Origin of the sequence: Runella defluvii, from assembly GCF_014195535.1 — a bacterium.
GTDB classification, from domain to species: Bacteria; Bacteroidota; Bacteroidia; order Cytophagales; family Spirosomataceae; genus Runella; species Runella defluvii.
In genome coordinates this window covers 216,224-241,071 of sequence record NZ_JACIBY010000005.1, presented here as the reverse complement: position 1 = coordinate 241,071, position 24,848 = coordinate 216,224, and the positions used below count along the sequence as shown (strand labels likewise).

The window sequence follows — 24,848 nt, the reverse complement described above, 5'->3', positions numbered from 1 at the left end:
TGCTGGTAGCATTTTAAGTTAGACAAAGGTATATAAAAAAGGTTTAATCAAGGAGGTAAGCCTTTTTTAGTAGCCCAATGAATTAATAAAAAACAAACCAAAAATAAGTAAGAATGCAGGTAGAAGTTTGTGCGTTTTCGATTGAGTCGTGTTTGAATGCCCAGCAGGCGGGAGCTACGCGCATAGAGTTATGTGGCGGGTTGTACGAAGGAGGAACGACGCCCAGTTATGGGTTGATAAAAAGAGCCAGAGAAGTAACAACGCTTCAACTATACGTCATGATTCGTCCCAGAGGAGGGGATTTCTGTTACGATGACGAAGAGTTTTTGGTGATGAAACAAGACATCGAATTGGCCAAAGAATTGGGGGCAGATGGTGTCGTATTTGGGTTGCTTTTACCAACGGGCGAAGTGGATGAAGTACGTACGGCCGAATTGGTCGCATTGGCAAAACCTTTACAAGTAACTTTTCACCGTGCTTTTGACGTGGCCCAAGAGCCATTTGAGGCATTAGAGGCGGTTATTCGGACGGGGGCAGTGCGCATTTTGACGTCGGGACAAGAAAATTCGGCTTTGGACGGCGCGGAGTTATTGACCCAATTAGCCAAAAAAGCCGCAGGACGAATAGACTTAATGGCAGGAAGTGGAGTAAATGTTATGAATGCCGTGCGATTGGCGCAAACAGGCGTGCAAGCACTCCACCTAACGGGCAAGGCCGCTCGAAAAGGCCAAATGATTTATCAGAAGGAAGGAGTGAGCATGGCTTCCGTGTTGCCCACCGACGAGTACGAGATTATTTACAGTGATGCCCTCAAAATCAGGTCAGTAGTAGAAGCTGTGAATGATAAAAAAGACAATTATTAAATTTTTTTATTAATTTAAGTCGCTTATTATCTTACAAATAGATACCTTTGTCGCTGTAAACTACTCCTTCTTTTGACAAACATGATTACCGAACCTTTAATGATTCAAGCACAAGCCGCTGACAGCAATTTGTCAAACGGTATGGTAGGTCAGGCTATCACCTACGAAAAAATTCCGACTCAGATTTACGCCGATGCCAAAGATGCTTCGCGCGCCGTGGCGCAAGAAATCGCTGATTTGATTCGGGCCAAGCAGAAGGAAGGCAAAAATTGTGTGTTAGGCTTGGCGACGGGGTCGTCACCTAAAACGGTGTATGCCGAACTCATCAAAATGCACCGTGAAGAAGGATTGAGTTTCAAAAACGTAGTGTCGTTCAATTTGGATGAGTACTACCCCATGCAGCCCGATTCGATTCATAGCTACGTGCGTTTTATGCGCGAGCAATTGTTTGACCACGTGGACATTCCAAAGGAAAATTATTTTATTCCCGACGGAACGGTACCTTCGGCGCTTATCGCTGATTTTGCCCAGCGTTATGACAACAAAATGAACGCAATGGGGGGGATCGACTTCCAACTTCTTGGAATTGGAGGAAACGGCCACATTGGTTTTAACGAACCAGGGTCGTTGATTAACTCACGTACTCGTTTGATGACGCTCGACCACTCTACCCGCGCTGCTGCGGCCATGGAGTTTGGAGGGCTGCACCACGTACCGAAAAAAGCGATTACGATGGGGGTTTCGTCCATCATGAATGCCAAACGGGTAGTGTTGTTGGCGTGGGGTGAGCGCAAAGCACCCATGATTAAGTCGTCGGTAGAAGGCCCCGTGAGCGAACTTGTGCCTGCGTCGTACTTGCAAGCACACCCTAACGTGGCGTTTTTTGTAGATACGCGGGCGGCTTCAGAATTGACCCGAGTGAAATCACCGTGGTTGGTAGATACTGTTGAATGGGACAACTCAATGATTAAGAAAGCGGTAACGCATCTTTCGTTGACTCTTCAAAAACCAATTTTGAAACTCACTACTAAAGATTACAATGACAATGGTATGAGTGATATGTTGGCTGCCCACGGTTCGGCATACGATATTAATATCAACGTTTTCAATCAGTTACAACATACCATCACAGGATGGCCTGGAGGTAAACCAAACGCCGATGATACGCACCGTCCTGAGCGCGCGCATCCTGCCAAAAAACGTGTGATTCTTTTCAGCCCGCACCCCGACGATGACATCATCTCGATGGGAGGGACGTTCCAGCGCTTGGTGGATCAAGGACACGAAGTGCACGTTGCGTACCAAACGTCAGGGAACATTGCCGTGGCCGACGACGAGGCGTTCCGCTTTATCGACTTTGTGGTGGATTACAACCAGAAATTCGGTATCGAAAGCCCCGCAGCGATGAAGATTTTTGATGACGCAAAAGCGTTTTTGAAAACGAAAAAAGACAGCGAAATAGATACGCCAGAAGTACGTTACGTGAAAGGCATCATTCGTCGCGGAGAAGCAAAAGCAACGTGCCGTTTTGTCGGAACGGAGCATTTTCATTTCCTCGACATGCCGTTCTACGAAACAGGTACGGTACAGAAAAAGCCAATTGGCCCAGAGGATGTTAAAATCATTGCCGATTTGATTGAGGAAATCAAACCACACCAAATCTACGCAGCGGGCGACTTTGCCGACCCTCACGGAACCCACAAAGTGTGCTGGGATGCCATTGAAGCGGCGTTGGGACAATTGAAACACAAAAACTTCATGAAAGATTGCTGGGTGTGGTTGTACCGTGGCGCTTGGGCGGAGTGGGATATTCACGAAATCGAAATGGCGGTGCCAATGAGCCCCGACCAAGTGGTGAAAAAGCGGATGGGTATCTTTAAACACCAATCACAAAAAGACGGGGTGGTGTTTCAAGGAGAAGATTCGCGCGAGTTTTGGCAACGTGCCGAAGAACGCAACAGCGGAACCGCCAAACTCTACGACCAACTTGGCTTGGCCGAATATGAGGCGATGGAAGCCTTTGTTCGTTGGCATTTCTAAACTAGCATATAGGTTTCCAAATCAATAATTTTTAAGCATCGGTCGGTGAATAACTGGCCGATGCTTTTTTGTGTAAAATTCTATCTTTGTGTTTTTAAACATCACGTATATGCGCACTGTTATTTTGCTACTTCTTTCCAATGTTTTTATGACAACGGCTTGGTATTGGCACCTCAAATACAAAGATACCGACTTGTGGAAGGTGATCGTTATTAGCTGGTTAATTGCATTTTTTGAGTATTGTATCGCCGTTCCCGCCAACCGAATAGGCTCGTACGAATTCAATGCCTTTGAGCTCAAAACCATCCAAGAAGTTGTCAGTTTGGCAGTCTTTGTTGGATTCGCCGTTTTTTACCTCAAAGAAGAACTGCGCTGGAATTATCTTGTGGGTTTTGCCTTGATTATACTTGCGGTATTCTTTATCTTTAAGAAGTGGTAATGCCTTCACGTGCAACAGTCGTTTTGGGATGTGCGTATAGGTGATTAAGGCACTCAAAAAACGACGGCAATGAGGAAAATTCTATGGATATTAGGGTTTTGGTGGGGGAGTTGGTTGTGGAGTTACGCTCAGGTAGATTGTGGAAACATCGGTTTTGAAACAGGAACAACCCAAGGCTGGACGTTGACCAACGGAAGCATTGGCCTTGCGGGAGTTCAGCTTATTTATCTAAATGAAGTCGCGGGTACGTACGACAATGGCCACCTGATTACCAAACGAAGCGATGGCAATGACCCCAACGTCACACGTGAAGCGTTGCCGATGGTGGCGCCAGGAAGCCAGTATTCGATTCGTATTGGTAACGGAACCGCTAACCGTGGGTCGAAATTTGACCGAATTAAAACCACGTTCATTGTTTCGCCCGATAACACCCTCTTCCAGTACAAATTTGCCGTTGTACTCAACAAAGACCAAAATGATACCCATCAGTCCCACCAAAAACCTGGCTTTAGTTTACTGATTTATGATGAAAATAAAACGCCGATTGGGTGTAGTTATTACGATGTGCAGCTAACTAGAGCAGGGGTAGTTGCGGGATTTAAAGCGCAGAGCACCACGGTAGAATACCGACCTTGGACAACGGGCGCGATTGACCTTCGTAACTACATAGGGCGGCAACTGACGGTTGAGGTAACAGCCCACGGGTGTACACAACGAGGGCACTACGGCTATGCGTATTTTGATGCGCAGTGTTTGAAGGCCGAAATTAAGTCTAGTTCAATTTGCCCAGATGCTAGTGGTTATTTGACTTTGGTCGCTCCCGATGGTTTTGCTTCCTACAAATGGAATACGGGAGAAACGACCACAAGCATTAGAATAAAACCCAAAATAGGGGATAAGTATTTTGTAAAAGTAGTAGCGCCGTCGAGCTTGGATGAGTCTTGTGAGTTGCAGTTGGATTATACCGTCAAATACCAAAAAGCGGATACAACCATTACCAAAACCATTTGTGAAGGAGAAAGCTTCACCGTAGGAACCACGGCTTACCGAACATCAGGAAAGTACGTTACAAAAATCGACCGTGGGGAAAGTTGCGATAGCACAGTCACGCTCAATCTTACGGTCAAACCCTTGGCCCGCCATTCTCAAAAAGTAACGATTTGTGAAGGCCAAACGCTGACCGTTGGTACAGTTGCATACACAACGGCAGGAACATATACCACCACCATCTCGCGCCCTTCGCTTTGCGACAGCATTGTTACGACGACGTTGGTGGTGGACAAAATAGAACTTTCGGTACAACCCACCGAAGTAGCAGTTGCGGAAGGAGATAGCGCACAGCTACGCGCGACGCTGGTTTCGACCTTTGCCAATGCCAATTACACGTACCGCTGGGAACCCGAACGAGGGCTGTCGTGTGCCACTTGTGCCGTAACGTGGGCTTATCCAGAAATGACCACAAAATACAAATTGACGGTCACGAATGCGGATAAAACTTGCCAGAAGGTAGCCGAGGCACGCGTCAAAATTATTCAGTGTGGGGTTTATACGCCAGATGTTTTTTCACCCAACGATGACCAACAAAACGACGTGTTTTTTTTGCAAGCGGGCGATTGCGTCAAACAAATCAAAGAAATGACGATTTATAGTCGTTGGGGGGAAGTTATATTTCATCAAGCCAATGTTCCCATTTCTCAGCCTGCGTATGGGTGGGATGGGAAGTACTTGGGGCAGTTGCTAGGCGTAGGTACGTTTCCTTACCGAATCACGATTGAGTTTACCGACCCCGAACTGAATCCCTACACTTTTACGGGTGTTGTGATGTTGATGAAGTAAGAAACGCTACTACTTGAATCGACCCACGTGTCTTGGAAACAATCGGGTCAGCTTGTACTTCGGCGTCGATTGAACCTTCGCACGTATTGATGGCCTTAGGGATGACCGAAACCGAGGCGTTTTCGTGTATTCGATTTAGTTTGGGGCGGTTTAATCAGGCTAGTTTTAATTTTAAATGAGCTCCAAGTCCCTCATGTATGATACGAAAAAGCGTAGAAAGGCGAATATCAGAAGCATCATTCTCAATACGTGAAATGTAAGATTTGTTAGTCCCTATCTTAGCGACCAACTCAGCTTGGGTCATATTTTTGCTTTTACGGGCTTCTTCTATTAATACCCCAATCTTGAAAGCTTCATAGCGTTGTTCCCAGTTTTCTCGTGCCTCAGTACCAAAAGGGCCGTATTTGAGGTCTAAAATATCTTCTAAAGAGGTAATGTTAGGATTGTTTGTCATCGAAATAGGCTTTTTATCTTTTGTCACGTTTCAAGGTCTGAAATCGTTTTTGGGAAAGTGCCAGACGTTAAAAACGCATCTTCCAGAGGTTAGAGATAAAGTCTTTTAGCCAAACACAAACCAGCGTGGGCAGCCCCAGCGGGGCGTAATCTTGCGAGGCCGCCCGTGCGGTAGAAAAAAGGTAATTTCCCTACCCATGAAGCCCCGTAGGGGTGGGTATAACGGACGTTAATTTGTCACGCTGTAAGCGTCTAAATCATTGCGAGAAAGGAGTCATGCGTTAAAAACGCATCTTTCAGAGGTTCGCGTTTTAAAAGCAAACCAGCTTTGTGAATTTAGTAGGTAGTGTATATTAAATTCATCTTTCGTTATCCCTGATAAAAATCACTGAATTGAGCAAGCGACATGAGAGCTATTTGTGGAAAACTTATGTCTGGTAAAACGTTAAAATGACCATCGTTAGTCACTAAAAGTGCACCAGCGGCAAAAGCACAATCGCAATACTTGTTATCATCAGGGTCATTAGCAATGAGTTTCAAATCATAGTAGATTTCGTATTTTTCAACGAATGGATGAACCATCAAAAAATTGAGCACGTTTTCAGCAACAAAAACGCTTGCTTTTTGCTCTAAAATTTCACGGTACTCCAACAAAATATCATTTGAAACACAGAGTATTAAATCGCCTGCAATAATGGCATCAAAAATCCAACGAAACTGGGATTTCTTGCCGATGATAGCAATGAAGATATTGGTATCAATGACTACCTTTAAGGCGGTTGTGCTCATTTGTCCAGTCAGTCATGTCTTGTTCGGTCAAACCTTGTGCTTCCCATACTTCATCCATGGCCTCGGTAGCTTTTTGGGCAAAGTAGTTGCTAAGCATCCCTTTTATTTCCAACAATTGCTCATCGCTTAGGTTATTGGCGTATAGTTTGAGCAACTCCGCTTGTAAGTTGCTCATGGGTTTTGTTTGATTAGCCGCCATAAGAATTAGTGATTTATTTTAGACGAAAATACAGCGTAACCTCAAATTATCCTAATTATCCCCCTTTTGTCACGCTACAAGCGTCTGAATTCATTGCGTGAAAGGAGTCATGCGTTACAGACACACTTTTTGGAGGTTTGTTTCGGATGCGTTCGGGCTCAAGCAAGCCAATCATCCAACAGCCCCAGCGGGGCGTAATCTTGCGGGGCCGCCCGTGCGGTAGAAAAAAGGTAATTTTCCCACCCATGAAGCCCTGTAGTGGTGGGTATAACGGACGTTAATTTGTCACGCTGTAAGCGTCTAAATCATTGCGAGAAAGGAGTCATGCGTTAAAACGCATCTTTCAGAGGTTGGAGACAGAGGTTTTAGCTAAACACAAACCAGCGGGGCGAAATCTTGCGGGGCCGCCCGTGCGGTAGAAAAAAGGTAATTCTCCCCACCCATGAAACCCCGTAGGGGTGGTATAAGGCGCATTAGTTTGTCACGCTGGAAGCGTCTGGAATCGTTGAGAGAAAGCGCTAGGCGTTACAAACGCAAAGTTCATAAATATCAAAACTCCACTTTTAATTTTAAATGAGCTCCAAGTCCCTCATGTATGATACGAAAAAGCGTAGAAAGGCGAATATCAGAAGCATCATTCTCAATACGTGAAATGTAAGATTTGTTAGACCCTATTTTAGCGGCCAACTCAGCTTGGGTCATATTTTTGCTTTTACGGGCTTCTTCTATTAATACCCCAATCTTGAAAGCTTCATAGCGTTGTTCCCAGTTTTCTCGTGCCTCAGTACCACGAGGGCCGTATTTGAGGTCTAAAATGTCTTCTAAAGAGGTGATGTTAGAGTTGTTTGTCATCGAAATAGGCTTTTTATCTTTTGTCACGCTTCAAGGTCTGAAATCGTTTTTGGGAAAGTGCCAGACGTTAAAAACGCATCTTCCAGAGGTTAGAGATAAAGGCTTTTAGCCAAACACAAACCAGCGTGGGCAGCCCCAGCGGGGCAAAATCTTGCGGGGCCGCCCGTGCGGTAGAAAAAAGGTAATTTCCCCACCCATGGAGCCCCGTAGGGGTGGGTATAAGGGACGTTAATTTGTCACGCTGTAAGCGTCTGACTTCTTCTGAATTAGAAATTAGATGAGTCATTTAAGTTCCTGTACTATTCGGATTAGTTCTTTCAATTCTTTATCATTGAGGCTTGAACGTTCTGATTTATCATAAATAGAAAGTAAATAAAGTTCATTATCATTAACATACACGCAAGTGATAACCCTTGCCCCACCTGATTTTCCTTTGTTTTTGCTGCCTATTGAGAGTCGTATTTTATAGCAACCATCACCCAGTGAGGTTCCCTGAAAGGGCTGGTCTTTAAGACTTTCAATGAGGCTCAAAAGCTCGCCTTTCAGTGAAGGGAATTTTTTAATGAGCCTTTTAGCTTGCCTTTGAAAAGGGGAAATAGGTATTATATCAAAGCTCATTTAAAAAATCGGTTAGACTTGGCTTGGGTAGTTTTCCCTCACGTATTAGTTTGACCTCTTCAAATGCTTCAAGCAGTTCTTCGCGGTGTAGTTGCTTTGATGTATCGGGCAAATCCAACTTTTTGCGGATGCTTTCCCACTCTTCAATCGGAATAAATACCCCTGTAATATGCCCCGTGTGGTCTGATAGGTACTGTAAGTTCATGGCTCAGACGTTATAAGAATAATTAGTTTATATGACGAAGATACAAAAAGCCGATTCTTTCACCAAACCTACCCTTTTGTCACGATGTAAGCGTCTGAAATTTTGTGGGAAAGAAGCCACGCGTTAAAAACGCATCTTTCAGAGGTTTGAGACTCAGTGCAAGCCAATCATCCAACAGCCCCAGCGGGGCGTAATCTTAGTAGCAAAAGAGCGATTATCCACACCTCATTTCTTAAACACATTTTTTCGATGCCATTCAAAATTAGCCAACGACGGCCAAAAATCCTTGTCATTGGGCAGTACGATTGTCTTACCCTCCATTTTTGAAAAACTGTACTCGCTCTGAGTGTTTTCCTTAAAGGATGGGGAAAGTATCACTTCATAGCTATCATTGATTGAAATCAAGCCTCGGTCAAAAGCGCGGTGAAGGTTGGGGGAAAGCGCAATTCCATTGCTCAGGCTGTTGTCAAAACTTTTGGCAAATGGTACAATGTGACAAGCATCTACCATTGTAATCGTAAATAAAGCCGAAACCCGAAGCCCTGATAAACAGCATGATTCGTTGTAAATTTTCACCACTTCTCGCCTAAAAATTGTGCCTCGGTTATACACTTCTACTTGGTAAGTTTCGGCATCAAGCTGTTTTTTAAGGTTCAATAACTTGGTTTTGTAAGAAAACGATGGCTCGTAAACTTCATTTCGCAAATCGTTAAAGTAATTATCTTGTTGATTGTCAATACTTTGAGGATGTTGATTAGAGAAGTACGTTCTTAGAATTGTCTGTTTCAAAATGGAACGACTTTCTGGATTCAGTAGCAAAGCAGCCAGCCTTGGGTCTATTTCAGCATACGCGACAGCCGCGCTCAAATTGCCAAAACTTCGCATTGAACCTGCATTTTCAATCCAAATTTCACAGCCTGCATTTGGTACGAGTTGCCACCATTTGCCTTTTTCTCCCGTCAAATGATAAAAAGGTAAAGCAAAACGTTGGTCATGTTCTGTTGTTACAAGCTGATTCCAGAATACTGAAAAAGAGTGTGTTAACTCAGGAGTAATCAAAATACGATTATCCGTGATTCGCCCTGATTCATATTCGTGGATGATGGCAAGAAGTAAAATGGGCTTGTGTGGTGCTCCTCCTTTTTTTGAGTCACGATGGAGGTGCTCCAAAGCATTTATGAAATAATTTAGGTGCTGATTATCCATGATTTTACCCTAATTACCCACAAAAAAAGCCGTGAAACTCACGGCTTTTTTTGTGGGGCTGAGCCTCAAATTATTTTTTGCCAGTTACTGCTTTGGCAAATTTAATAAGCTCAGGGCCGTCCATGATGGCGCCTAAGTGCGTGGTAACTAATTTGCCGTTGCCATCCACAAAGAAAAGGGTAGGATAGCCTTCGATGGGGTAGCGGTTGGCCAATTGTGGCCCTTCGCCTATTTCCATGTCTTTTTTCACATTGATGAACGTCGCGTTGAAATAATCGCCGACGTCTTTGCGCGTAAACACATTTTTTTGCATCATTTTACAAGGACCACACCAGCTTGCATAGGCATCAAAAAAGATGATTTTCTTCTCTTTTTTAGCCTTTTCGAGCACTTTGGCCCAAGGCAAATCCACAAATTGAATACCATCTGCCTTAGGGGCAGTGGTAGAAGGTGCAGGCGCAGATGGAGTGGTCGCTGCCATGCCTGTAAACAAAACAGCCGCGATGGCGAGAACAAAAATGAAACGTTGCATCGGTTTAGATAATTAGATTGTCAATTCGTTTGAGCATAAAACGCAAATTTCGTGCAAAATGGTTTGGTCAACCCATAAAACTTACCAAATCAATGAATAACGCACGGTACCGTTGAGCGGTAAAAGCAATTCTTGTTGTCCACCCACATTGCGAACCACGGGCTTACTCTTAGGGTCGATTCGTACAAAATAACTTTGTCCGTTTACTTCATAAAGTCCTTTTTCGAGCTGTGAAATGCTATTGCCACTCACCAATCGTACGTAGCCGTTGGGGAGATTTCCGTTGATAGTACGCGTTAAACCGCCATTATCGGGTGTAATTTCGTCGGTAATATCGGCATTGTTGAGGCGATAAGTGGTGGTTGGGACACCGTCGGGCGATAAGCGGTATCCTTTGTAGGTGAGCTGCGAGAGAGAGTCGGGCCAAGCCGCATTCATATCGGTCAGCACGGCCCAATCTACCTGTCCTTTGGTCGTTGTTGTGGTGCCCATTGGGGATAAAATTTGCGGTTCGCCGCGTTCGTACCACATTTCGGTCACGTTGGCAAAAGGCCCTTTCCAGAACTGCAACAAAGAACCCCAATTGAGGTCTAACGTATAATGTACACCTTCGGGCGTGCCTACCGAAAGGCAGTGGGTGCGTTTGTTTTTTTCGCCTTGGCGTTGGATAAACGAACGTACCAACTCAGCCTTGCCTCCCGTTGTGGTTACTTCGATGGTTGGTATGGGCTGTGGTTCGGGCACCGACGACAATACGTGAAGTGGGTATGGACGGACGCCTTGGGTCGAAACCATCATGCCAAGCGCAGGGCGCCGCCAGGTGAATTTGTGGAAATCTAAGCGGAACGGATGCGAACCTTTGGTCAAATGTACGGTTGCGGGGACGTAGTTTTGCTGAAAATCATTCCATTGGTAAGGAAGTACTTGTTTTCCATCTATCGCCAACGACGCATTCGACATATAGACAAGCTGAATCAGGTAGTCGCCTTCTTGGGCTACGTCCATGTTTCCTTCATAAACCAAATAAAAGCTATTGTTGCCCATCCCCCATTCTCTGGTCAGGATAGAGGTTGTGTCTTTTTTGAGAATATTTTCACTTAACAATGCCTTTGGGCGGTCGTTTCCTGCTTTGTAAAGGGTGTAAGTGAGGTTTTTTAGGGTCAACGGGTGTGTATCGTTCAACAATTGATAGTACACATTTTTAAACGCCACATTGCCAGAGGTTACTTCTAACGCAATGCTAGATTGGGCAGAAGGGGCTGCACTCAAAAAAGTATTTTCTTGAATCACTGACCCGTTGAGGGTTAGTTTTTCTATTTGGGCTGCCGACGTTTTGGTCGGTCGTTTAAATTGAACCAATAATTGTTGCCAAAGTCCAGGCGCTTTACTGGCATTTTGAAGCGGCATTAGTCCTGCTATCGACCCACTTGCGCTACCATCCAGTTTGGCATTTTTCCAACTATCGCTCAGCTGGATGTCATAGCCACCTGGAAGTTTCACGACGGCACTTCCTGCGGGTGACAACATAAAATCAAGTTGTAGAACCACATCTCCTGTGCCTAATTCGGTGGTGGCTTTGGCCGAAGAACTGCCGACCAAAATCCCCGTCGCTTTGTCAGCAAGAGCGGTTGTTTTTACAAAATCTTTTTTGTCGGGGTGCATCGTCACCGCCTGTGCCGACTTCCAGCTTCCTGTTAGTTGGAACGCTCCTCCTTCGTGGGTGGGGAGCTGGGTCATGCCATTTTTTTGGGCATGTACTGAAAAAGCAAAACCGACTGCCAAAAGAAGACAGCCGGCTTGATATGCAATGCGTATTTTCATAGTCAAAAGTGCTTCGGCTTACTTGTTTACCTTTTGCAAAGGTACGTTTGTTTCGACAAACAAACTCCGAAGTACTTAAATTCTACTGCACTTTTACGATTTTTCGTCGCGCTATGCGCCCATTTTGTTCTGCATTTAGGAAATAAACCCCTGGGGTAAGCGTCGTAAAGTCAACTTCGTCTCTGCTGGTGGCGGTTTGTTGACGTAACAAAACGCGCCCGTAGCCATCGGTGACGGTAATCGACGCAGGTGCACCTCCTTGGATTTCGATGGTACAACGCGTTTGAACTGGCACAGGATAGACGCTCAACCAATCGTTTGATTGGTTTGGATTGACCGACAACAACGGGTTGACCGTCAAGGTAAGGCGTGAGGTCGCTGGGCCGTTTCCGCAACCGTTGCTAATAGAAACGATGCGATAAAGGTTTGTTTTGGCAGGACGTACGGTAAACTCAAAAGGCGACACAGTGGTTGAAAACGTGGTGTCTTTCTGAGCCAAGCTGTCGCGGTATGTCACGCGCCAAGGATTTTCACCCGTGAAGGCAATCGAAAGTTTGGCGCTTTCATTTTCGTAAATGTTCGATGGTCCCGAGATGGTCGCCGTTGGCAATTCTCGCACTACAATTTGAACAGGGCTTACTTTTCCTTTTACCGTAAAGTTAGAGGCAACTCCAATCACCCGTACAAAGTATGTCCCAGCGGTAGCAGTGGCAGGTACTGTGGCGGTGAGCGGTGTGCTAGAGCCTTCCGTCGAAATCGTTTGGAAGCTTGCGTCGTCGTTTGTCTTCGAGATTTGGACGCGGAATTGGGTATTTGACGGGAAGAAATCCGATGAAAAATACGGTATAGCGAACGTTTGACCCGCACAAACGGTGGTGGCGCTTGGATTACCAACGTCGATGGTAGCTACCCGTACATTGATAGTAGCACTTCCTGCTGGACTACCTTCACCGCAATTGTTGGTGATTTTTGTTACCGTAAAAATGGTAGATTCCAACGGGCTCACGGTGATGTTTGTTGGGTTTTGAGACGACGTAAAGGTTAATCCGTTGGACAATGTGTAAGTCCAAGGGCCTTGGCCCGTAAATGCAATCGACAACGGTGCCGACTGGCCTTGGGTGATGGTGCCTTCGCCGCTAATGGTGGCACTTGGGAGTGGCTGAATGACCACTACAATTTCGGCACGTGGACTCTCACAACCGTTGGTGCCTGTTTGGGTCACATAAAAATTGTAAGTACCTGGCGTTTGTGTCGGTGGAATATTGGGGGTGCTTTGAGGCGTGCCGCCTGTTTTGTTGGTATTGTACCATTTTAAGGCTGTTCCTGTGGCAGACAATGCCTGAGGTGTTGCGTTTTGGCAAGTTACAATCGGTACTTGACTCACCGCTGGCAATGGCGTCGTGCGTACGTTTACCCGAATGTCGGTACGAGGGCCTCGACAGCCATCGCGTAGTTGTAGCACAGAATACGTTCCTTCAAAGCCCGTGTCGGTCGTAATGGTAGGAATAACCCCCGTTTCGCTGCTGTTAGGATAAATCCAAAGCAACGACTCGCCCGTTCCTTGCACTTTAGCATCCAACTGAATGGCTGGGTCAAACTGACAAAGAAGGTATTCTTGCTTTGCCACTTGTGCAATAGTAGGAAGAGGCTTTACGACTACTTGGACTTGGCTACGCTGGCTTTCGCAGGTATATTGATTGGTCTGCGTAACGTAATAGCTTGTTGTGATGGAGTTATCGGTTGAGTTGTTGGTCGATGGGGTAGGGGCTACGCCGCTTCCACTGCCACCCGATGCTTCGGTGTACCATTTGATGTTGCTGCCATTCGCGACCAAAGCAGTGGCGTTGGCGGTTGCACAATACACAACTGGTGACGCAGCGGTGGGATTGGCAGGAGTTGGGTTGACAACGAAAGCGAAAGTGGTTGTTTTTCCAGTACAAAGTGATGTTGCAGGAACAACACTAATGGTGGTTGAAACCACATTCTGCGAGTTATTTAAAGCACTAAATCCAGCGGCGATATTGCCCGTTCCTGCCACGCCAAAACCAACGTTGGTAGGAGTTGACCAAGCAAATGTTGTACTTGGAGTGGCGCTTGTAAACGAGATAGCGTTTCCTTTTTCTCCCGCACAAAGGGTAATATCAGCAATGTTACTAACAACTGGGCTTGGGTTTACTGTAATGATAAACGTCTTGGCCGTTCCTTCGCAGGTATTGGCGGTTGGGATGACGCTTACCGTAGCCGTTGTGGCAGCAGCGATAGGGTTTGCTACTGTATAACTTGTGATAGCGCCCGTGCCTGTTGTTCCAAAACCTACGTTAGCCGTGCTTGTCCAGGCGTAGGTAGTGCCTGAGGTAAGGCTTGTAAAAGAAATAGCGGGGGCTGTTATTGCACCGCAATAGGTCAAATTACTAAGTGTCGTGACAACTGGTGTTGGGTTGGCAGTGACGGTGAAAGTTTTTACTGGGCCCGTACAGGTAGCGGTTTTTGCCGTAACACTCACGGTCGAAATGATAGGTGCTACGCCCGCATTGGCTACCGTAAAAGCGGCAATGTTTCCCGAACCCGACGTTCCAAAACCAACATTGGCCGATGATGTCCACGTGTAGGTACTTCCCGAAGTAGGACTCGTAAAAGCAATGGCGGCGCCTGGGGCAGTGTTACAGTAGGCCACATTGTTTACGGTCGTCACTTTAGGCGACGGGTTTACGGTAATGGTAAATGTTTTAGAGGCTCCTACGCAGGTATTGGCTGTAGGCGTAACGGTGATGGTGCCCAAAACGACAGAGGCGCTATCCAACGTTGTAAAAGCCGCAATATTTCCCGTGCCCGCCGTCCCGAAACCTACGTTGGAGCTACTTGACCAAGCGTACGTAGTTCCCGATGTGGAACTGGTAAATGAAATCGCACTGGCACTTGCATTGCCACAATAAACGGCATTCGCAACTGTACCAACAACGGGCGTAGGGTTGACAGTGATGGTAAAAGTTGACGCTGGGCCAGTACATGTTCCTGTACTTGGGGTGACAGTGATGGTACTGATAACGGGGTTTGAGGTAGCGTTGGTAGCGGTATAAGCAGGAATATTGCCCGTTCCCGAAACCCCAAAACCAATGTTTACTGAACTTGACCAAGTGTAGGTCGTTCCTGCAACAGGGCTAGAAAACGTGATGGCTGAAGCCGAAGCCGCATTACAATAGACGGCGTTGGAAATGGCGTTGACCGTTGGGGCAGGATTGACAGTAACAGTAAATGTTTTGGATGCCCCTGGACAGTTTCCAATGCTAGGCGTAACCGTAACGGTTGCAACGACGGGAGTAGTGCTAGAATTGGTGGTTGTGTAAGAAGGGATGTTGCCTGTTCCTGACGTGCCAAAGCCCACGTTTGCCGTGCTTGTCCAACTGTACGTAGTACCTGCCACGGGGCTAGAAAAGTTAATTCCTGCTACTGGAATTCCACCGCAAAAAGCGGCATTAGCAACGGTATTGACGCTGGTCGTAGGATTGACAGTCACGCTAAAAGACGTACTGTTTCCTGTGCATCCTCCCACCGAAGGTGTTACCGTAACGGTAGCAACTTGAATACCTGCTCCCGCATTGATTGCCGTAAAAGCGGGGATATTTCCAGTGCCTGAGGTGCCAAAACCGACGTTTACTGAGCTGGTCCATGCAAATGTCGTACCCGCCGAGAAGCTTGTCAATGCGATGGCAGGGTTGCTGGTACCATTGCAAGTAACCACATTTGAAAGGGTGTTGGCTGTAGGCTTATGTTTAACGGTGACAGAAAACGTCGTTGGATTGCCCGCACAACCGCCCACGCGCGGCGTAACTGTAATGGTTGCGGTTACGTCAGCATTGCTATTGTTGTTGGCAATAAACGCAGGGATGTTCCCCGTGCCTGAAGTACCAAAGCCAATGTTAGCCGAAGATGTCCATTCAAACGTCGCCCCTGCTGACGAACTGGTAAAGTTGATGGAAGGGGCTGAGGTATCGTCGCAATAAGAAAGATTGGAAACGGAATTGACGGTGGCATTGGTTGGGTTGACGGTCACGTTAAATGACTGCGCTGGGCCTGGGCATCCGTTGAGATTGGGCGTGACGGTGACGGTCGAAGTCACCGAAGAAGTGCCTGGGTTGGTAGCCGTGAAAGCAGGGATAGAACCCGAACCTGAGTTTCCAAATCCTACGTTTGCCGAACTGGTCCAGGTGAAGGTAGTACCAGCCGTTGGGCTGCTAAAATTAATCGCTGCATTGGCCGTGCCATTACAAACATTGACGTTTCCCACGGCGTTGACCGTTGCGACGGGGCGAATGGTCACATCAAAACTAGAAGCAAGTCCTACGCAGCCATTAACCGACGGGACAACGGTCACATTGGCAGTGACGTTTGACGTTCCATTGTTGACGGCGGTAAAGTTAGGGATATTTCCCGAACCAGATGTGCCAAAGCCAATGTTGGTGGAACTCGTCCAAAAGAACGTTGCACCAGCACTAGAGCTGCTAAAAGAAATACCACTTACACCTGCTCCACTACAAGCAGTTACATTGCTGACGGGATTGACAGTGGCAACGGGGTTGACCGTAAATGACGCACTACCTGCCGAAACAGTCAGCCCTGAAGTGACGCGTATTTTGTAGCCTGAGCCTGCACTTGTACCCACGGGGATATTGGCCGAAATTGGGCTAGCGTTGCCCGAGCCAATGACGTTGGGAGTAGCAGGGAAGACCCCCGCAGCGTCCGATAGCTGTACCGAAAAAGTAGGAGTTCCTGCAAAGCCTGTTGCACTAAACGACACCCGTACTCCTTGGCCAGCGCAATAGCCACCCGCAGGGATGACACCCGACGTACTGGTGACTATAACGGAGCTAATACTTTGAGCTGCACTCTCAAAAATTACCCCACAAACCAGCAAAGCGGCGCAGCTTAGAAAAAGTAGTTTTTTGAACATAATCCGTTAATGTATTGATTTTGATAAAAACGCTTAAAATTACCTCTTTATTGATACATCATCACTTTTCAAAGAATGAGATTTATTTTCCGTCTTTGAGAATGGCCTGATAAACGATTTCGTGGACTCTTCGACGGATTCGTTTTCGGTTGATTTCATTGTTTTCGGCATTGGGATGCACGCGGTTTGACAACATCACAAACACCAGTTCTTCTTTAGGGTCAACCCACACCATGGTGCCCGTAAAACCCGAATGCCCAAACGAATTGGAGGAAGCAGTCGCCGCTACAAAATTGCTCTCCCCGTTGGTGGGAGCTTTGTCCCAGCCCAACCCACGGTGATGGGCCGAGTCATACATTTTTGAAAACAAGGGTAGGGTTTCTTCTTGAAAATACCGACGGTCGCCGTAGTGCCCTTTTTGTAGGTTCATCTGCATCAAAATGGCTAAGTCGTAGGCTGTGCTGAACAAACCCGCATGGCCCGCAACTCCGCCATAAACTGCGGCCATTTGGTCATGAACTGTGCCCCGAAGCAACTGATTTCGGTACGAAAAGTCGTTTTCAGTAGGTGCAATCTGACTTTCTGGAAAACGCCCCAAAGGCAAATAGGTCGTCGTCATCATTCCGAGTGGTTCGTAGAAATTTTGACTCAAAAACTCATCTAACGGCTGATTGGTGATTCGTTCTACCACTTTTTGTAGCACCAAAATTCCCAAATCACTATACACAAACGAATGCTTCCCATTGACTTCTTTGCGCATCGGTGACTGGATGATGCCTTTCCAAACCGAATCGCGTAGGGCGGGTTTGGCAAAAAGCTTGGGGGCAATTTGCATCGAATACACGCTGTCTCGAATTGAGCTGTAATACTCGGTCATCAGCCCACCGCCGCCTGTTTTGGTACGCTCCCAAAGTTTGGGATAAAATGACACCAAGCCCGAACGGTGCAGTAGTAAGTCCTCGATGGTAATTGCTGCTTTGTTTGTTCCTACGAGTTCAGGCAAATAGTGTGCCGCTTTTTGTTTTAAGTCCAAAACACCTTCTTCGTGTAGGTACATCACGGCTTGGAGCGTTGCGGCTACCTTGGTCACCGACGCCACGTCGTAGAGGGTTTCGTTGGTGACTTTTTCGGTGAGGTTATCGTAAGTCAAGGTGCCGTAGCTCCGCTGAAACACCACGCGTCCTTTGCGCGCCACTACTACTTCGCAGCCAGGGAAAATGCGCGCCTGAATCGAGCGCTCGACGAGGGTGTCGATTTTGTTCAAAACCTCAGCACTCATACCGACTTGTTCGGGATAGCCGATTTGTAGGCGGTTGAGTGGCTTGGTGATGATACCCGTTCCTAACTCATACGTGTTTTCAATGGAAACAGGCAATTTGCCTTTGAATGGCAACGCCCCAAAAATTTGCTCCGCAGCCACTACTTCAAGGTCAGGGAGGTTTTCGTAAGCACATACTACTGCAGACGTAGCGGGCAGTTGCTTCAAGGCGTAAGGGGTGGCAAAAATGCTCACAATCACCTTGGCTTTTTGTTGCAAGCGGTTGAGGAGTTCAATCGTAGCGGGAGTAATGGTAAAAGGACGATTAAAATTGCGTCGGGTATCGTGCAAACTAACCATCACCACGTTGGCATTGGCCGCTTGCGCCACCAAACCTTCTATCTCTTGGTTGGTGGTAGGTTTGTCGGCATACACAATATGCTTGAACGGGGCATATTTGCTCAAGGTTTGTTGGAACAGATTGATACCCCCGCCGCCGATGGCAATCGAGGCAAAACTACATGTATCGAGCGATGAAAGTGGCAGGAGTTGGTTATCGTTTCGTACCAAAGTGACGGCTTGTTCGCACAAATCACGCGTGAGGGCTTTTACTTCGGGGGCCTGTAGCGATGCGTTGAGAGCGACAACAGGAATTGGCTTGGTGAGGTGCAAGCCTGTCCAATACTTTGCCCGTAATATTTTTCGTACTTTTTCGTCGATGACGTCCATCGGAATCGTCCCTCGCGATACACTTTCTTTGATACGCCGCACCGACTCAATCACGCTTTCGGGATATAGTAGTACATCATTTCCTGCTACCAATGCTTTTATGTTAGCTTCAACGGGCGTTCGGCCACGCACTACACCTTTCATGTTCATGGCATCAGTGAAGACCAATCCCTGAAAGCCCATTTGTTTTTTGAGCAAATCGGTTACTATTTTTTCGGAAAGAGAAGAGGCAAGGTGAGGACGATTGTCAAGAACGGGGACGTATAAATGCCCCGTGATAATTCCCGTAAGGCTGTCGGCAATCAGTTTTTGAAAAGGATATAAGTCGGTTTGGGTCAGGTGGTCGGTCGAGTGTGAAAGCACAGGTAAGGTAAAGTGGGAGTCGGTGCCCGTATCGCCATGGCCAGGGAAGTGTTTGGCAGTGGCGATCACCCGTTGGTGTTGAAGCCCTTTCATATACGCAGCCGCTTTGGCGGTTACATTGTCACGGTCTTCTCCAAACGAGCGTAGTCCAATCACAGGGTTCCGAGGGTTTGAGTTGATGTCGGCCACGGGTGCAAAATTGACTTGGATACCCGCCAATTGGCACTGATGCCCAATCATCCGCCCCATTTTATAAATGTATTGATTGTCCTGAATGGCGCCGAGGGTCATTTGTTTGGGGAAATCGTCGATGCTGTCAAGGCGCATTCCCAGTCCCCATTCGCCGTCGATGCCTACCATCAAGGGTACTTTTGAAAGCGCCTGATAACGGTTTACGAGTTTTGCTTGCCGCGAAGGGCCTCCTTTAAAAAAAATGAGCCCGCCGATATGATGATTTTTGATGAGGTTGTCCACGTGCCGATAGTAGGTTTCATTACGGTCTGAGTAAGTGGCAATCATAAAAACCTGCCCGATTTTTTCTTCGAGGGTCATTTTGCTAAAGACACTATCTGCCCAGCGATTTGCTTCAAAAACCGCTTTAGAGGGAGCATTGTCTTCTTTTAGCGCCCATTGCGTAGGCTTTCCATCTGCCTCTTTGTGATAAGAGCCCACCAGCCCCATCGCAACGCCCACACTTATGATAACTCCTGCAATAGAATTCGTCCAAAAAATCTTCATTTCACTGATTTAAAAATAGCGACAAAGTTACTAAAACCTCTCCACAAAAATTGTACAAAACCGATATTCTGGTACAATTTAACCTGAACTGTTTATTATTTATAAACTAAATTTAACTAACGAGTCATTTCTTGAAACAGGGTGAATTATAGGTACTTATCCGTTTATTTTTCAAATATAACCTAGCCGTAATACTGGGTTAACATTGACTTAATATTGCACTTCTACCTTTGCAGCGCAATCCTGATAAAGGATTTATGACACCAAATTGAATCAAATATTACAACTCCCAAATGTTGACCATTCAAAAAATGTTACGACAATTTACTGCCTTATTGGCGATGCTTCTGCTGAGTTTTGCCACTTTTGCCCAAACAGGAACACTTCGCGGAACAATCACCGATGCCAAAACAAAAGAAACGCTTATTGGTGCAACCGTCAGAATCGTAGGTACCCAACTAGGGTCAACTACCGACGTTAATGGGTTTTTCTCAATGGCCAAAGTTCCTGTAGGCGCTTACACGGTAGAAGTTACGTATGTTTCATACCGCACCGAAAATATTCCAAACGTAAAAGTAGAAGCCGAAAAAATCACTGAAATCAACACGGCGCTTTTGGAAGCAGCTGCTACCCTTGCCGAAGTAAAAGTAGTAGCGACCCGCCAAACCAACACCGAAGTGTCGGTCATTAGCGAAATTAAAGCTTCTCAAAACATCGTTAGCGGGATTTCTTCACAGCAAATCACCCGCTCCCTCGACCGCGACGCTGCGCAAGTAGTAAAACGCGTGCCAGGGATTACGATTGTAGGTGATCGTTTCATCACCATTCGTGGTCTTAACTCTCGTTATAACAACGTGATGCTGCACAATGCCTTCACGCCTTCCATGGAAACCGACGTGAAAGCATTCTCTTTTGACGTTATTCCTAGTGGTCAAATCGACCGCCTGCTTATTTATAAGACACCTTCGGCGGATCTTCCTGGCGAATTTGCGGGTGGAATTGTTAAAATTTATACCAAAAGCATTCCTGATCAAAATAGCGTTACCCTTGATTACAGCTTAGGTATTCGTCAAGGAACAACTTTTGGAGATTTTAAAGAATCGAAGCAAGGGGCTAATTACTGGACAAGCTTTAACAATGGGTATTTAGATCTCCCCAGCAACTTCCCGAAAGACATTCGTGCCGTGAGCAACAACCCTGCACTTGTTGAGTTAGCGGGTCGCTCGTTGCGCAATGAGTGGGTTCCTGTTGCTTCTACCGCGACTCCTGACCAACGTGTTTCTCTCACTGGAAACTTCAAAATGAAACTTGGCAAGGTTCAAATTGGCAACATTACGACTGTTAATTACAGCGAAACGCGCCTTTTGACGACCAACCAACGTAATGATTATAACATCGGCGCCAACGATGTGACTGAAACATTGTTTGAGTATAACGATAAAGCTTACGCTCGTAACAACCGCGTGGGCGTATTACACAACTGGGCGTTTCGTTTCAACAACAACCACAGTATTGAGTTTAAGAACTTGTTCAACCAAATCAGCAACGGCCGTTATGTGTTTCGTTCTGGACAAGATATTGCACAAAACTATCGCCCTAACAACCATTCGTTTGACCAAGTATATCGTGGTATTTACTCAGGTCAGTTGACAGGTAAGCACAAATTTAACAACGACAAAACAGTCATTGATTGGGTGGCAGGTTACAACAATTCCTACCGCGACCAGCCCGACTATAAGCGCTATCGTTCGGACGTAGTGGATGCTGCGACCAACAAGACCGAAATCTACATTCCAATCGGACAAGCACAGGCTTATTTTTTGGGACGTTTTAGTTCTAAAATGAACGAGAGCGGAATCACAGGCGCTGCCAACCTTACCCAAAAGGTAAGTGCTGGTGAAAAAGAAATCGAACTTAAATTTGGTGGATTTTACGAAATTAAAGACCGTACTTTCAAAGCCCGTAACCTTGGCTATGTACGTGGTGGAAACTTCAATCCTGCTTTAGCAAGTAGTGATATCAACACCTTGTTCCAAAATGTTCGTAACGACGGCGGTATTCGCATCGACGAACAAACCAACCCCAACGACTCCTACACGTCTAACAATACACTTATTGCAGGATATGGCTTGGTCAACATTCCATTTACGAAAAAATTCAATGCCATCGTAGGAGTCCGAATCGAAAATAACCGCCAGCAAATGAACAGTGCGTATTTGGGAGGAGCAGCGGCAAAGGTGGATAACAAAATCACGAGCGTATTGCCTTCTGCAAACCTTACGTACAACTTCACAGAAAAGACCCTTTTAAGAGCGGCATACGGGGTAACCGTAAACCGTCCTGAGTTCCGCGAATTGGCGCCATTCTCGTTCTTTGATTTTGATTTCAACGTGGTATATGAAGGAAATCCAAACCTTAAAATCGCGACTATTCAAAACATGGATTTGCGCTGGGAACATTATCCTACGCCTTCTGAATTAGTGAGTGTGGCGGCCTTCTACAAGTATTTTGACACGCCTATTGAATCAACAGTTGATTTGGGTTCAACAGGATTAGGTTCAAAAACTTTTATCACCAACAATGCCGCAAGTGCCTACAGCACGGGTATTGAAATCGAAATCAAAAAGGGGTTAGGAAATGTTCTTCCAGGCTCACGTATTTTTGAAAAAACAAGCCTATTGTTTAATACTGCCTTGATTCACAGCCGTGTTAGCCTTGGCGATCGTGGTATCGGGCAATCGGACAACCGCCCGCTTCAAGGACAATCGCCTTATATCATCAACGTTGGTATCAACTACAACGATACCAAGAAAGACCTCCAAATCAACTTGCTCTACAACGTGATTGGCCGTCGTATCATAGCGGTTGGTTTTGAAGCGTATCCAGACTTGTACGAGATGCCTCGTAACATTGTTGACCTCACTTTCTCAAAAGGACTTGGTCAGCGTTGGACACTCAAAGGAGGCGTGCAAGATTTGTTGAATCAGCCTTGGCGCATCATGCAAGACTCTAACAAAGACAACAAATTTGAGTCTAGCAAAGACTTCTTCGTTCAAAAATACCGCACCGGCCAGTTGGTAAGCCTCGGCTTTTCATACCGCCTTTTGTAATTCATAAATCAATTAGTTAGTAACACAAAACAAACAAACCGATGAACTTTCGTCGTCTAGCTCACACAGTCCTCACACTTGGAGTGCTGTCAATGGCATTGATTTTCAATGCTTGTAAAAAAGAAGAAGAGATCGGCCCAGCACCAGTAATTACTCCTGGTAGCGTTCTCACTGGAGTAGCAGGTTCGGTTGCCAAAATCACTGCTACCATCAACGCCCCTGAAGGTCTTCAGACCCTAACAGTGTTGAAAAACGGTCAAGCATTTGATAGTAAGGTATATACAGCAGGACAAACAGCTGAGAGCTATACCAAAGATTATACAATAGAAAATTTGCCAGTAGGCGCAAGTGTTGTATTTACATTCCAAGCGACAGATACTAAAAACCAAACTTCTACAGTAGCCACTCAGGTAGTAACTGTTTCGGCGGTGCCTGCCAAAACAGTAGTAGAAGTAAGAGGAGTACTTACGGGTAATGTATCTTGGACAAAAGATAAGGTTTATAAACTTATCGGTTTTGTACGGGTAGGTGCTGATACAACAGAAACATTCTCTTCAACAGCTGCCACTGGTACATTGACGATTGAGGCGGGAACAACCATCATTGGCGACCGTGCTTCAAAAGCAACGTTGATTATCCAACGCGGAAGCAAAATTATTGCTAATGGTACTGCTGATGCTCCAATCGTTTTCACCTCTGAGCGTGCCGCAGGTCAGCGCGAGTCGGGTGACTGGGGTGGTTTGGTAATTTGCGGAAGAGCCGTAAACAACCAATCAACGGGCGATAAAGGTATTCAATTGGAAGGTAGCTACAAAGGCTGGCATGGTGGTTCAAACGACGCTGATAATTCAGGTTCTTTGAAGTACGTTCGTGTAGAATACGCTGGGGTACCTATCAACCCTAACCAAGAAGTAAACTCTTTCACTTTTGGTTCGGTAGGTAACGGAACTACTATGGAGTATTTACAGGCTTCTTACGGTTTGGACGATTCATTTGAGTGGTTTGGTGGAACTGTAAACGGAAAATATTTGGTCGCTTACCGTGGTCTTGATGATGATTTCGATATGGACTTCGGATACCGTGGTAACCTTCAGTTTATCATTGGTATGCGTGGTGCAACTTTGGCTGACCAATCTGGTTCAAATGGTTTTGAAGTTGACAACGACGGTCAAGGAACTGCTGCCACTCCGTTTACTTCTGCGACTATCTCAAACGCATCATTGATTGGGCCAAAAGAAACCAATGCGACGTCTATCAGTCCTCAGTTCCAAAATGGTATGCACTTGCGTCGTAACAACAAGCTTAAAATATACAACACGGTTGTGACAGGTTATCCTAACGGTATTTATATTGATGGAACAAACACGCAAGCTAATGCGAATGCAGGCGAGTTAATACTTAACCGCGTCATTGTAGCAGGTGTTGCAGGTTGGGGAACAGGTGGTTTCGGAGAAGGAACAACAGTAGCTCCAAACGGTTTTGCAGTACGTGATGTAAACACAGCATCTCCTGTGGCAGCTATTACCATTGGTTCGTCAAAACCATCTGAGTGGTTTGCTGCTCAGTCTGGTAACAAAATTCTTGCTACTTACGCAGGTCTTGGTCTTAGCCAATCAGTATTCCAAGCCGTAACGCCAACGTTTACTTTGAGCAACGGTGGTACACTTGCTACGGGTGGTACTGTGCCATCAGGTTCATTCTTTACGGCAGCTAGCTTCATTGGGGCATTTGGCTCAGAAGATTGGACTGCGAAGTGGTCAAATTTTAGCCCAAACACAACTGACTATTCTAAACAGTAATAATTGCTGATTATCTTTCGGGGAGTCTTTAAAAGCAGACTCTCCGAAAC

17 protein-coding genes and 1 pseudogene are annotated in these 24,848 nt (G+C 46.1%); 7 read left to right on the top strand and 11 right to left on the bottom strand.

From position 1 onward, the window contains the following. Positions 1-113: 113 nt before the first annotated feature. From FHS57_RS13690 to FHS57_RS32175, 5 genes and pseudogenes are all read left to right on the top strand, one after another. Complete coding sequence (locus FHS57_RS13690; protein ID WP_183974492.1) at positions 114-863, top strand: copper homeostasis protein CutC; 750 nt, start codon at positions 114-116, stop codon at positions 861-863. A gap of 99 nt (positions 864-962) precedes the next feature. Continuing rightward, a complete protein-coding gene (nagB, locus tag FHS57_RS13685; protein WP_374758000.1) occupies positions 963-2,903 on the top strand; it encodes a glucosamine-6-phosphate deaminase in 1,941 nt (646 codons plus the stop codon). A 109-nt stretch (positions 2,904-3,012) separates the two neighbouring features. Then, positions 3,013-3,342, top strand: a complete 330-nt coding sequence (locus FHS57_RS13680; protein ID WP_028525931.1) for a DMT family protein — start codon at positions 3,013-3,015, stop codon at positions 3,340-3,342. Positions 3,343-3,411: 69 nt separating this feature from the next. Next, complete coding sequence (locus FHS57_RS13675) at positions 3,412-5,178, top strand: T9SS type B sorting domain-containing protein (protein ID WP_183974490.1); 1,767 nt, start codon at positions 3,412-3,414, stop codon at positions 5,176-5,178. A 44-nt stretch (positions 5,179-5,222) separates the two neighbouring features. Next, a pseudogene (locus FHS57_RS32175) lies at positions 5,223-5,357 on the top strand (IscS subfamily cysteine desulfurase); the annotation flags it as partial. Here FHS57_RS32175 and FHS57_RS13665 read toward each other — a convergent pair. From FHS57_RS13665 to FHS57_RS13610, 11 genes are all read right to left on the bottom strand, one after another. Next, positions 5,333-5,659: a helix-turn-helix domain-containing protein gene (locus FHS57_RS13665; RefSeq protein WP_310586992.1), complete on the bottom strand. Its 327-nt coding sequence runs from the start codon at positions 5,657-5,659 to the stop codon at positions 5,333-5,335. The pseudogene FHS57_RS32175 and the gene FHS57_RS13665 overlap by 25 nt on opposite strands. Positions 5,660-6,000: 341 nt before the next feature. Continuing rightward, positions 6,001-6,420: a putative toxin-antitoxin system toxin component, PIN family gene (locus FHS57_RS13660; protein WP_183974488.1), complete on the bottom strand. Its 420-nt coding sequence runs from the start codon at positions 6,418-6,420 to the stop codon at positions 6,001-6,003. Next, positions 6,389-6,595 (bottom strand): DUF8507 family protein, encoded by a 207-nt coding sequence (locus FHS57_RS13655; protein WP_229601343.1) that lies wholly within the window; start codon positions 6,593-6,595, stop codon positions 6,389-6,391. Before FHS57_RS13655 ends, FHS57_RS13660 begins: the two co-directional genes overlap by 32 nt. 573 nt (positions 6,596-7,168) lie before the next feature. Next, positions 7,169-7,471 (bottom strand): helix-turn-helix domain-containing protein, encoded by a 303-nt coding sequence (locus FHS57_RS13650; protein WP_183974484.1) that lies wholly within the window; start codon positions 7,469-7,471, stop codon positions 7,169-7,171. Between the two features lie 282 nt (positions 7,472-7,753). Continuing rightward, positions 7,754-8,089: a type II toxin-antitoxin system RelE/ParE family toxin gene (locus FHS57_RS13640; protein WP_122933483.1), complete on the bottom strand. Its 336-nt coding sequence runs from the start codon at positions 8,087-8,089 to the stop codon at positions 7,754-7,756. Next, a complete protein-coding gene (locus tag FHS57_RS13635) occupies positions 8,079-8,294 on the bottom strand; it encodes a hypothetical protein (RefSeq protein ID WP_122933484.1) in 216 nt (71 codons plus the stop codon). Before FHS57_RS13635 ends, FHS57_RS13640 begins: the two co-directional genes overlap by 11 nt. 225 nt (positions 8,295-8,519) lie before the next feature. Continuing rightward, positions 8,520-9,500, bottom strand: a complete 981-nt coding sequence (locus FHS57_RS13630) for an HNH endonuclease (protein ID WP_183974480.1) — start codon at positions 9,498-9,500, stop codon at positions 8,520-8,522. 70 nt (positions 9,501-9,570) lie between these two features. Further along, complete coding sequence (locus tag FHS57_RS13625) at positions 9,571-10,032, bottom strand: thioredoxin family protein (protein ID WP_028525936.1); 462 nt, start codon at positions 10,030-10,032, stop codon at positions 9,571-9,573. Between the two features lie 81 nt (positions 10,033-10,113). Further along, on the bottom strand, positions 10,114-11,853 hold the full coding sequence (locus FHS57_RS13620) for a 3-keto-alpha-glucoside-1,2-lyase-like domain-containing protein (RefSeq protein ID WP_183974477.1): 1,740 nt from the start codon (positions 11,851-11,853) through the stop codon (positions 10,114-10,116). 82 nt (positions 11,854-11,935) lie between these two features. After that, positions 11,936-16,801 carry a PKD-like domain-containing protein gene (locus FHS57_RS13615; protein WP_183974476.1) on the bottom strand — a complete coding sequence of 1,622 codons (4,866 nt, stop codon included), beginning with the start codon at positions 16,799-16,801 and terminating at the stop codon, positions 11,936-11,938. An 82-nt stretch (positions 16,802-16,883) separates the two neighbouring features. Further along, complete coding sequence (locus FHS57_RS13610; RefSeq protein WP_229601342.1) at positions 16,884-19,889, bottom strand: serine hydrolase domain-containing protein; 3,006 nt, start codon at positions 19,887-19,889, stop codon at positions 16,884-16,886. A 311-nt stretch (positions 19,890-20,200) separates the two neighbouring features. Here FHS57_RS13610 and FHS57_RS13605 point away from each other — a divergent pair, with 311 nt between their 5' ends. Continuing rightward, complete coding sequence (locus tag FHS57_RS13605) at positions 20,201-22,999, top strand: TonB-dependent receptor (protein WP_229601341.1); 2,799 nt, start codon at positions 20,201-20,203, stop codon at positions 22,997-22,999. A gap of 41 nt (positions 23,000-23,040) precedes the next feature. Then, positions 23,041-24,798, top strand: a complete 1,758-nt coding sequence (locus FHS57_RS13600) for a beta-helix domain-containing protein (RefSeq protein ID WP_183974474.1) — start codon at positions 23,041-23,043, stop codon at positions 24,796-24,798. Positions 24,799-24,848 lie beyond the last annotated feature (50 nt).

What these genes read in the sequence shown, in the direction of transcription:
- FHS57_RS13600 (WP_183974474.1), top strand. Translation starts at nt 23,041, where the DNA reads ATGAACTTTCGTCGTCTAGCTCACACAGTCCTCACACTTGGAGTGCTG.
- FHS57_RS13675 (WP_183974490.1), top strand. Translation starts at nt 3,412, where the DNA reads ATGAGGAAAATTCTATGGATATTAGGGTTTTGGTGGGGGAGTTGGTTG.
- FHS57_RS13630 (WP_183974480.1), bottom strand. Translation starts at nt 9,500, where the DNA reads ATGGATAATCAGCACCTAAATTATTTCATAAATGCTTTGGAGCACCTC.
- FHS57_RS13620 (WP_183974477.1), bottom strand. Translation starts at nt 11,853, where the DNA reads ATGAAAATACGCATTGCATATCAAGCCGGCTGTCTTCTTTTGGCAGTC.
- FHS57_RS13610 (WP_229601342.1), bottom strand. Translation starts at nt 19,889, where the DNA reads ATGAAGATTTTTTGGACGAATTCTATTGCAGGAGTTATCATAAGTGTG.
- FHS57_RS13640 (WP_122933483.1), bottom strand. Translation starts at nt 8,089, where the DNA reads ATGAGCTTTGATATAATACCTATTTCCCCTTTTCAAAGGCAAGCTAAA.
- FHS57_RS13660 (WP_183974488.1), bottom strand. Translation starts at nt 6,420, where the DNA reads ATGAGCACAACCGCCTTAAAGGTAGTCATTGATACCAATATCTTCATT.
- FHS57_RS13625 (WP_028525936.1), bottom strand. Translation starts at nt 10,032, where the DNA reads ATGCAACGTTTCATTTTTGTTCTCGCCATCGCGGCTGTTTTGTTTACA.
- FHS57_RS13635 (WP_122933484.1), bottom strand. Translation starts at nt 8,294, where the DNA reads ATGAACTTACAGTACCTATCAGACCACACGGGGCATATTACAGGGGTA.
- FHS57_RS13650 (WP_183974484.1), bottom strand. Translation starts at nt 7,471, where the DNA reads ATGACAAACAACTCTAACATCACCTCTTTAGAAGACATTTTAGACCTC.
- FHS57_RS13655 (WP_229601343.1), bottom strand. Translation starts at nt 6,595, where the DNA reads ATGAGCAACTTACAAGCGGAGTTGCTCAAACTATACGCCAATAACCTA.
- FHS57_RS13690 (WP_183974492.1), top strand. Translation starts at nt 114, where the DNA reads ATGCAGGTAGAAGTTTGTGCGTTTTCGATTGAGTCGTGTTTGAATGCC.
- FHS57_RS13615 (WP_183974476.1), bottom strand. Translation starts at nt 16,801, where the DNA reads ATGTTCAAAAAACTACTTTTTCTAAGCTGCGCCGCTTTGCTGGTTTGT.
- FHS57_RS13605 (WP_229601341.1), top strand. Translation starts at nt 20,201, where the DNA reads ATGTTACGACAATTTACTGCCTTATTGGCGATGCTTCTGCTGAGTTTT.
- nagB (WP_374758000.1), top strand. Translation starts at nt 963, where the DNA reads ATGATTCAAGCACAAGCCGCTGACAGCAATTTGTCAAACGGTATGGTA.
- FHS57_RS13680 (WP_028525931.1), top strand. Translation starts at nt 3,013, where the DNA reads ATGCGCACTGTTATTTTGCTACTTCTTTCCAATGTTTTTATGACAACG.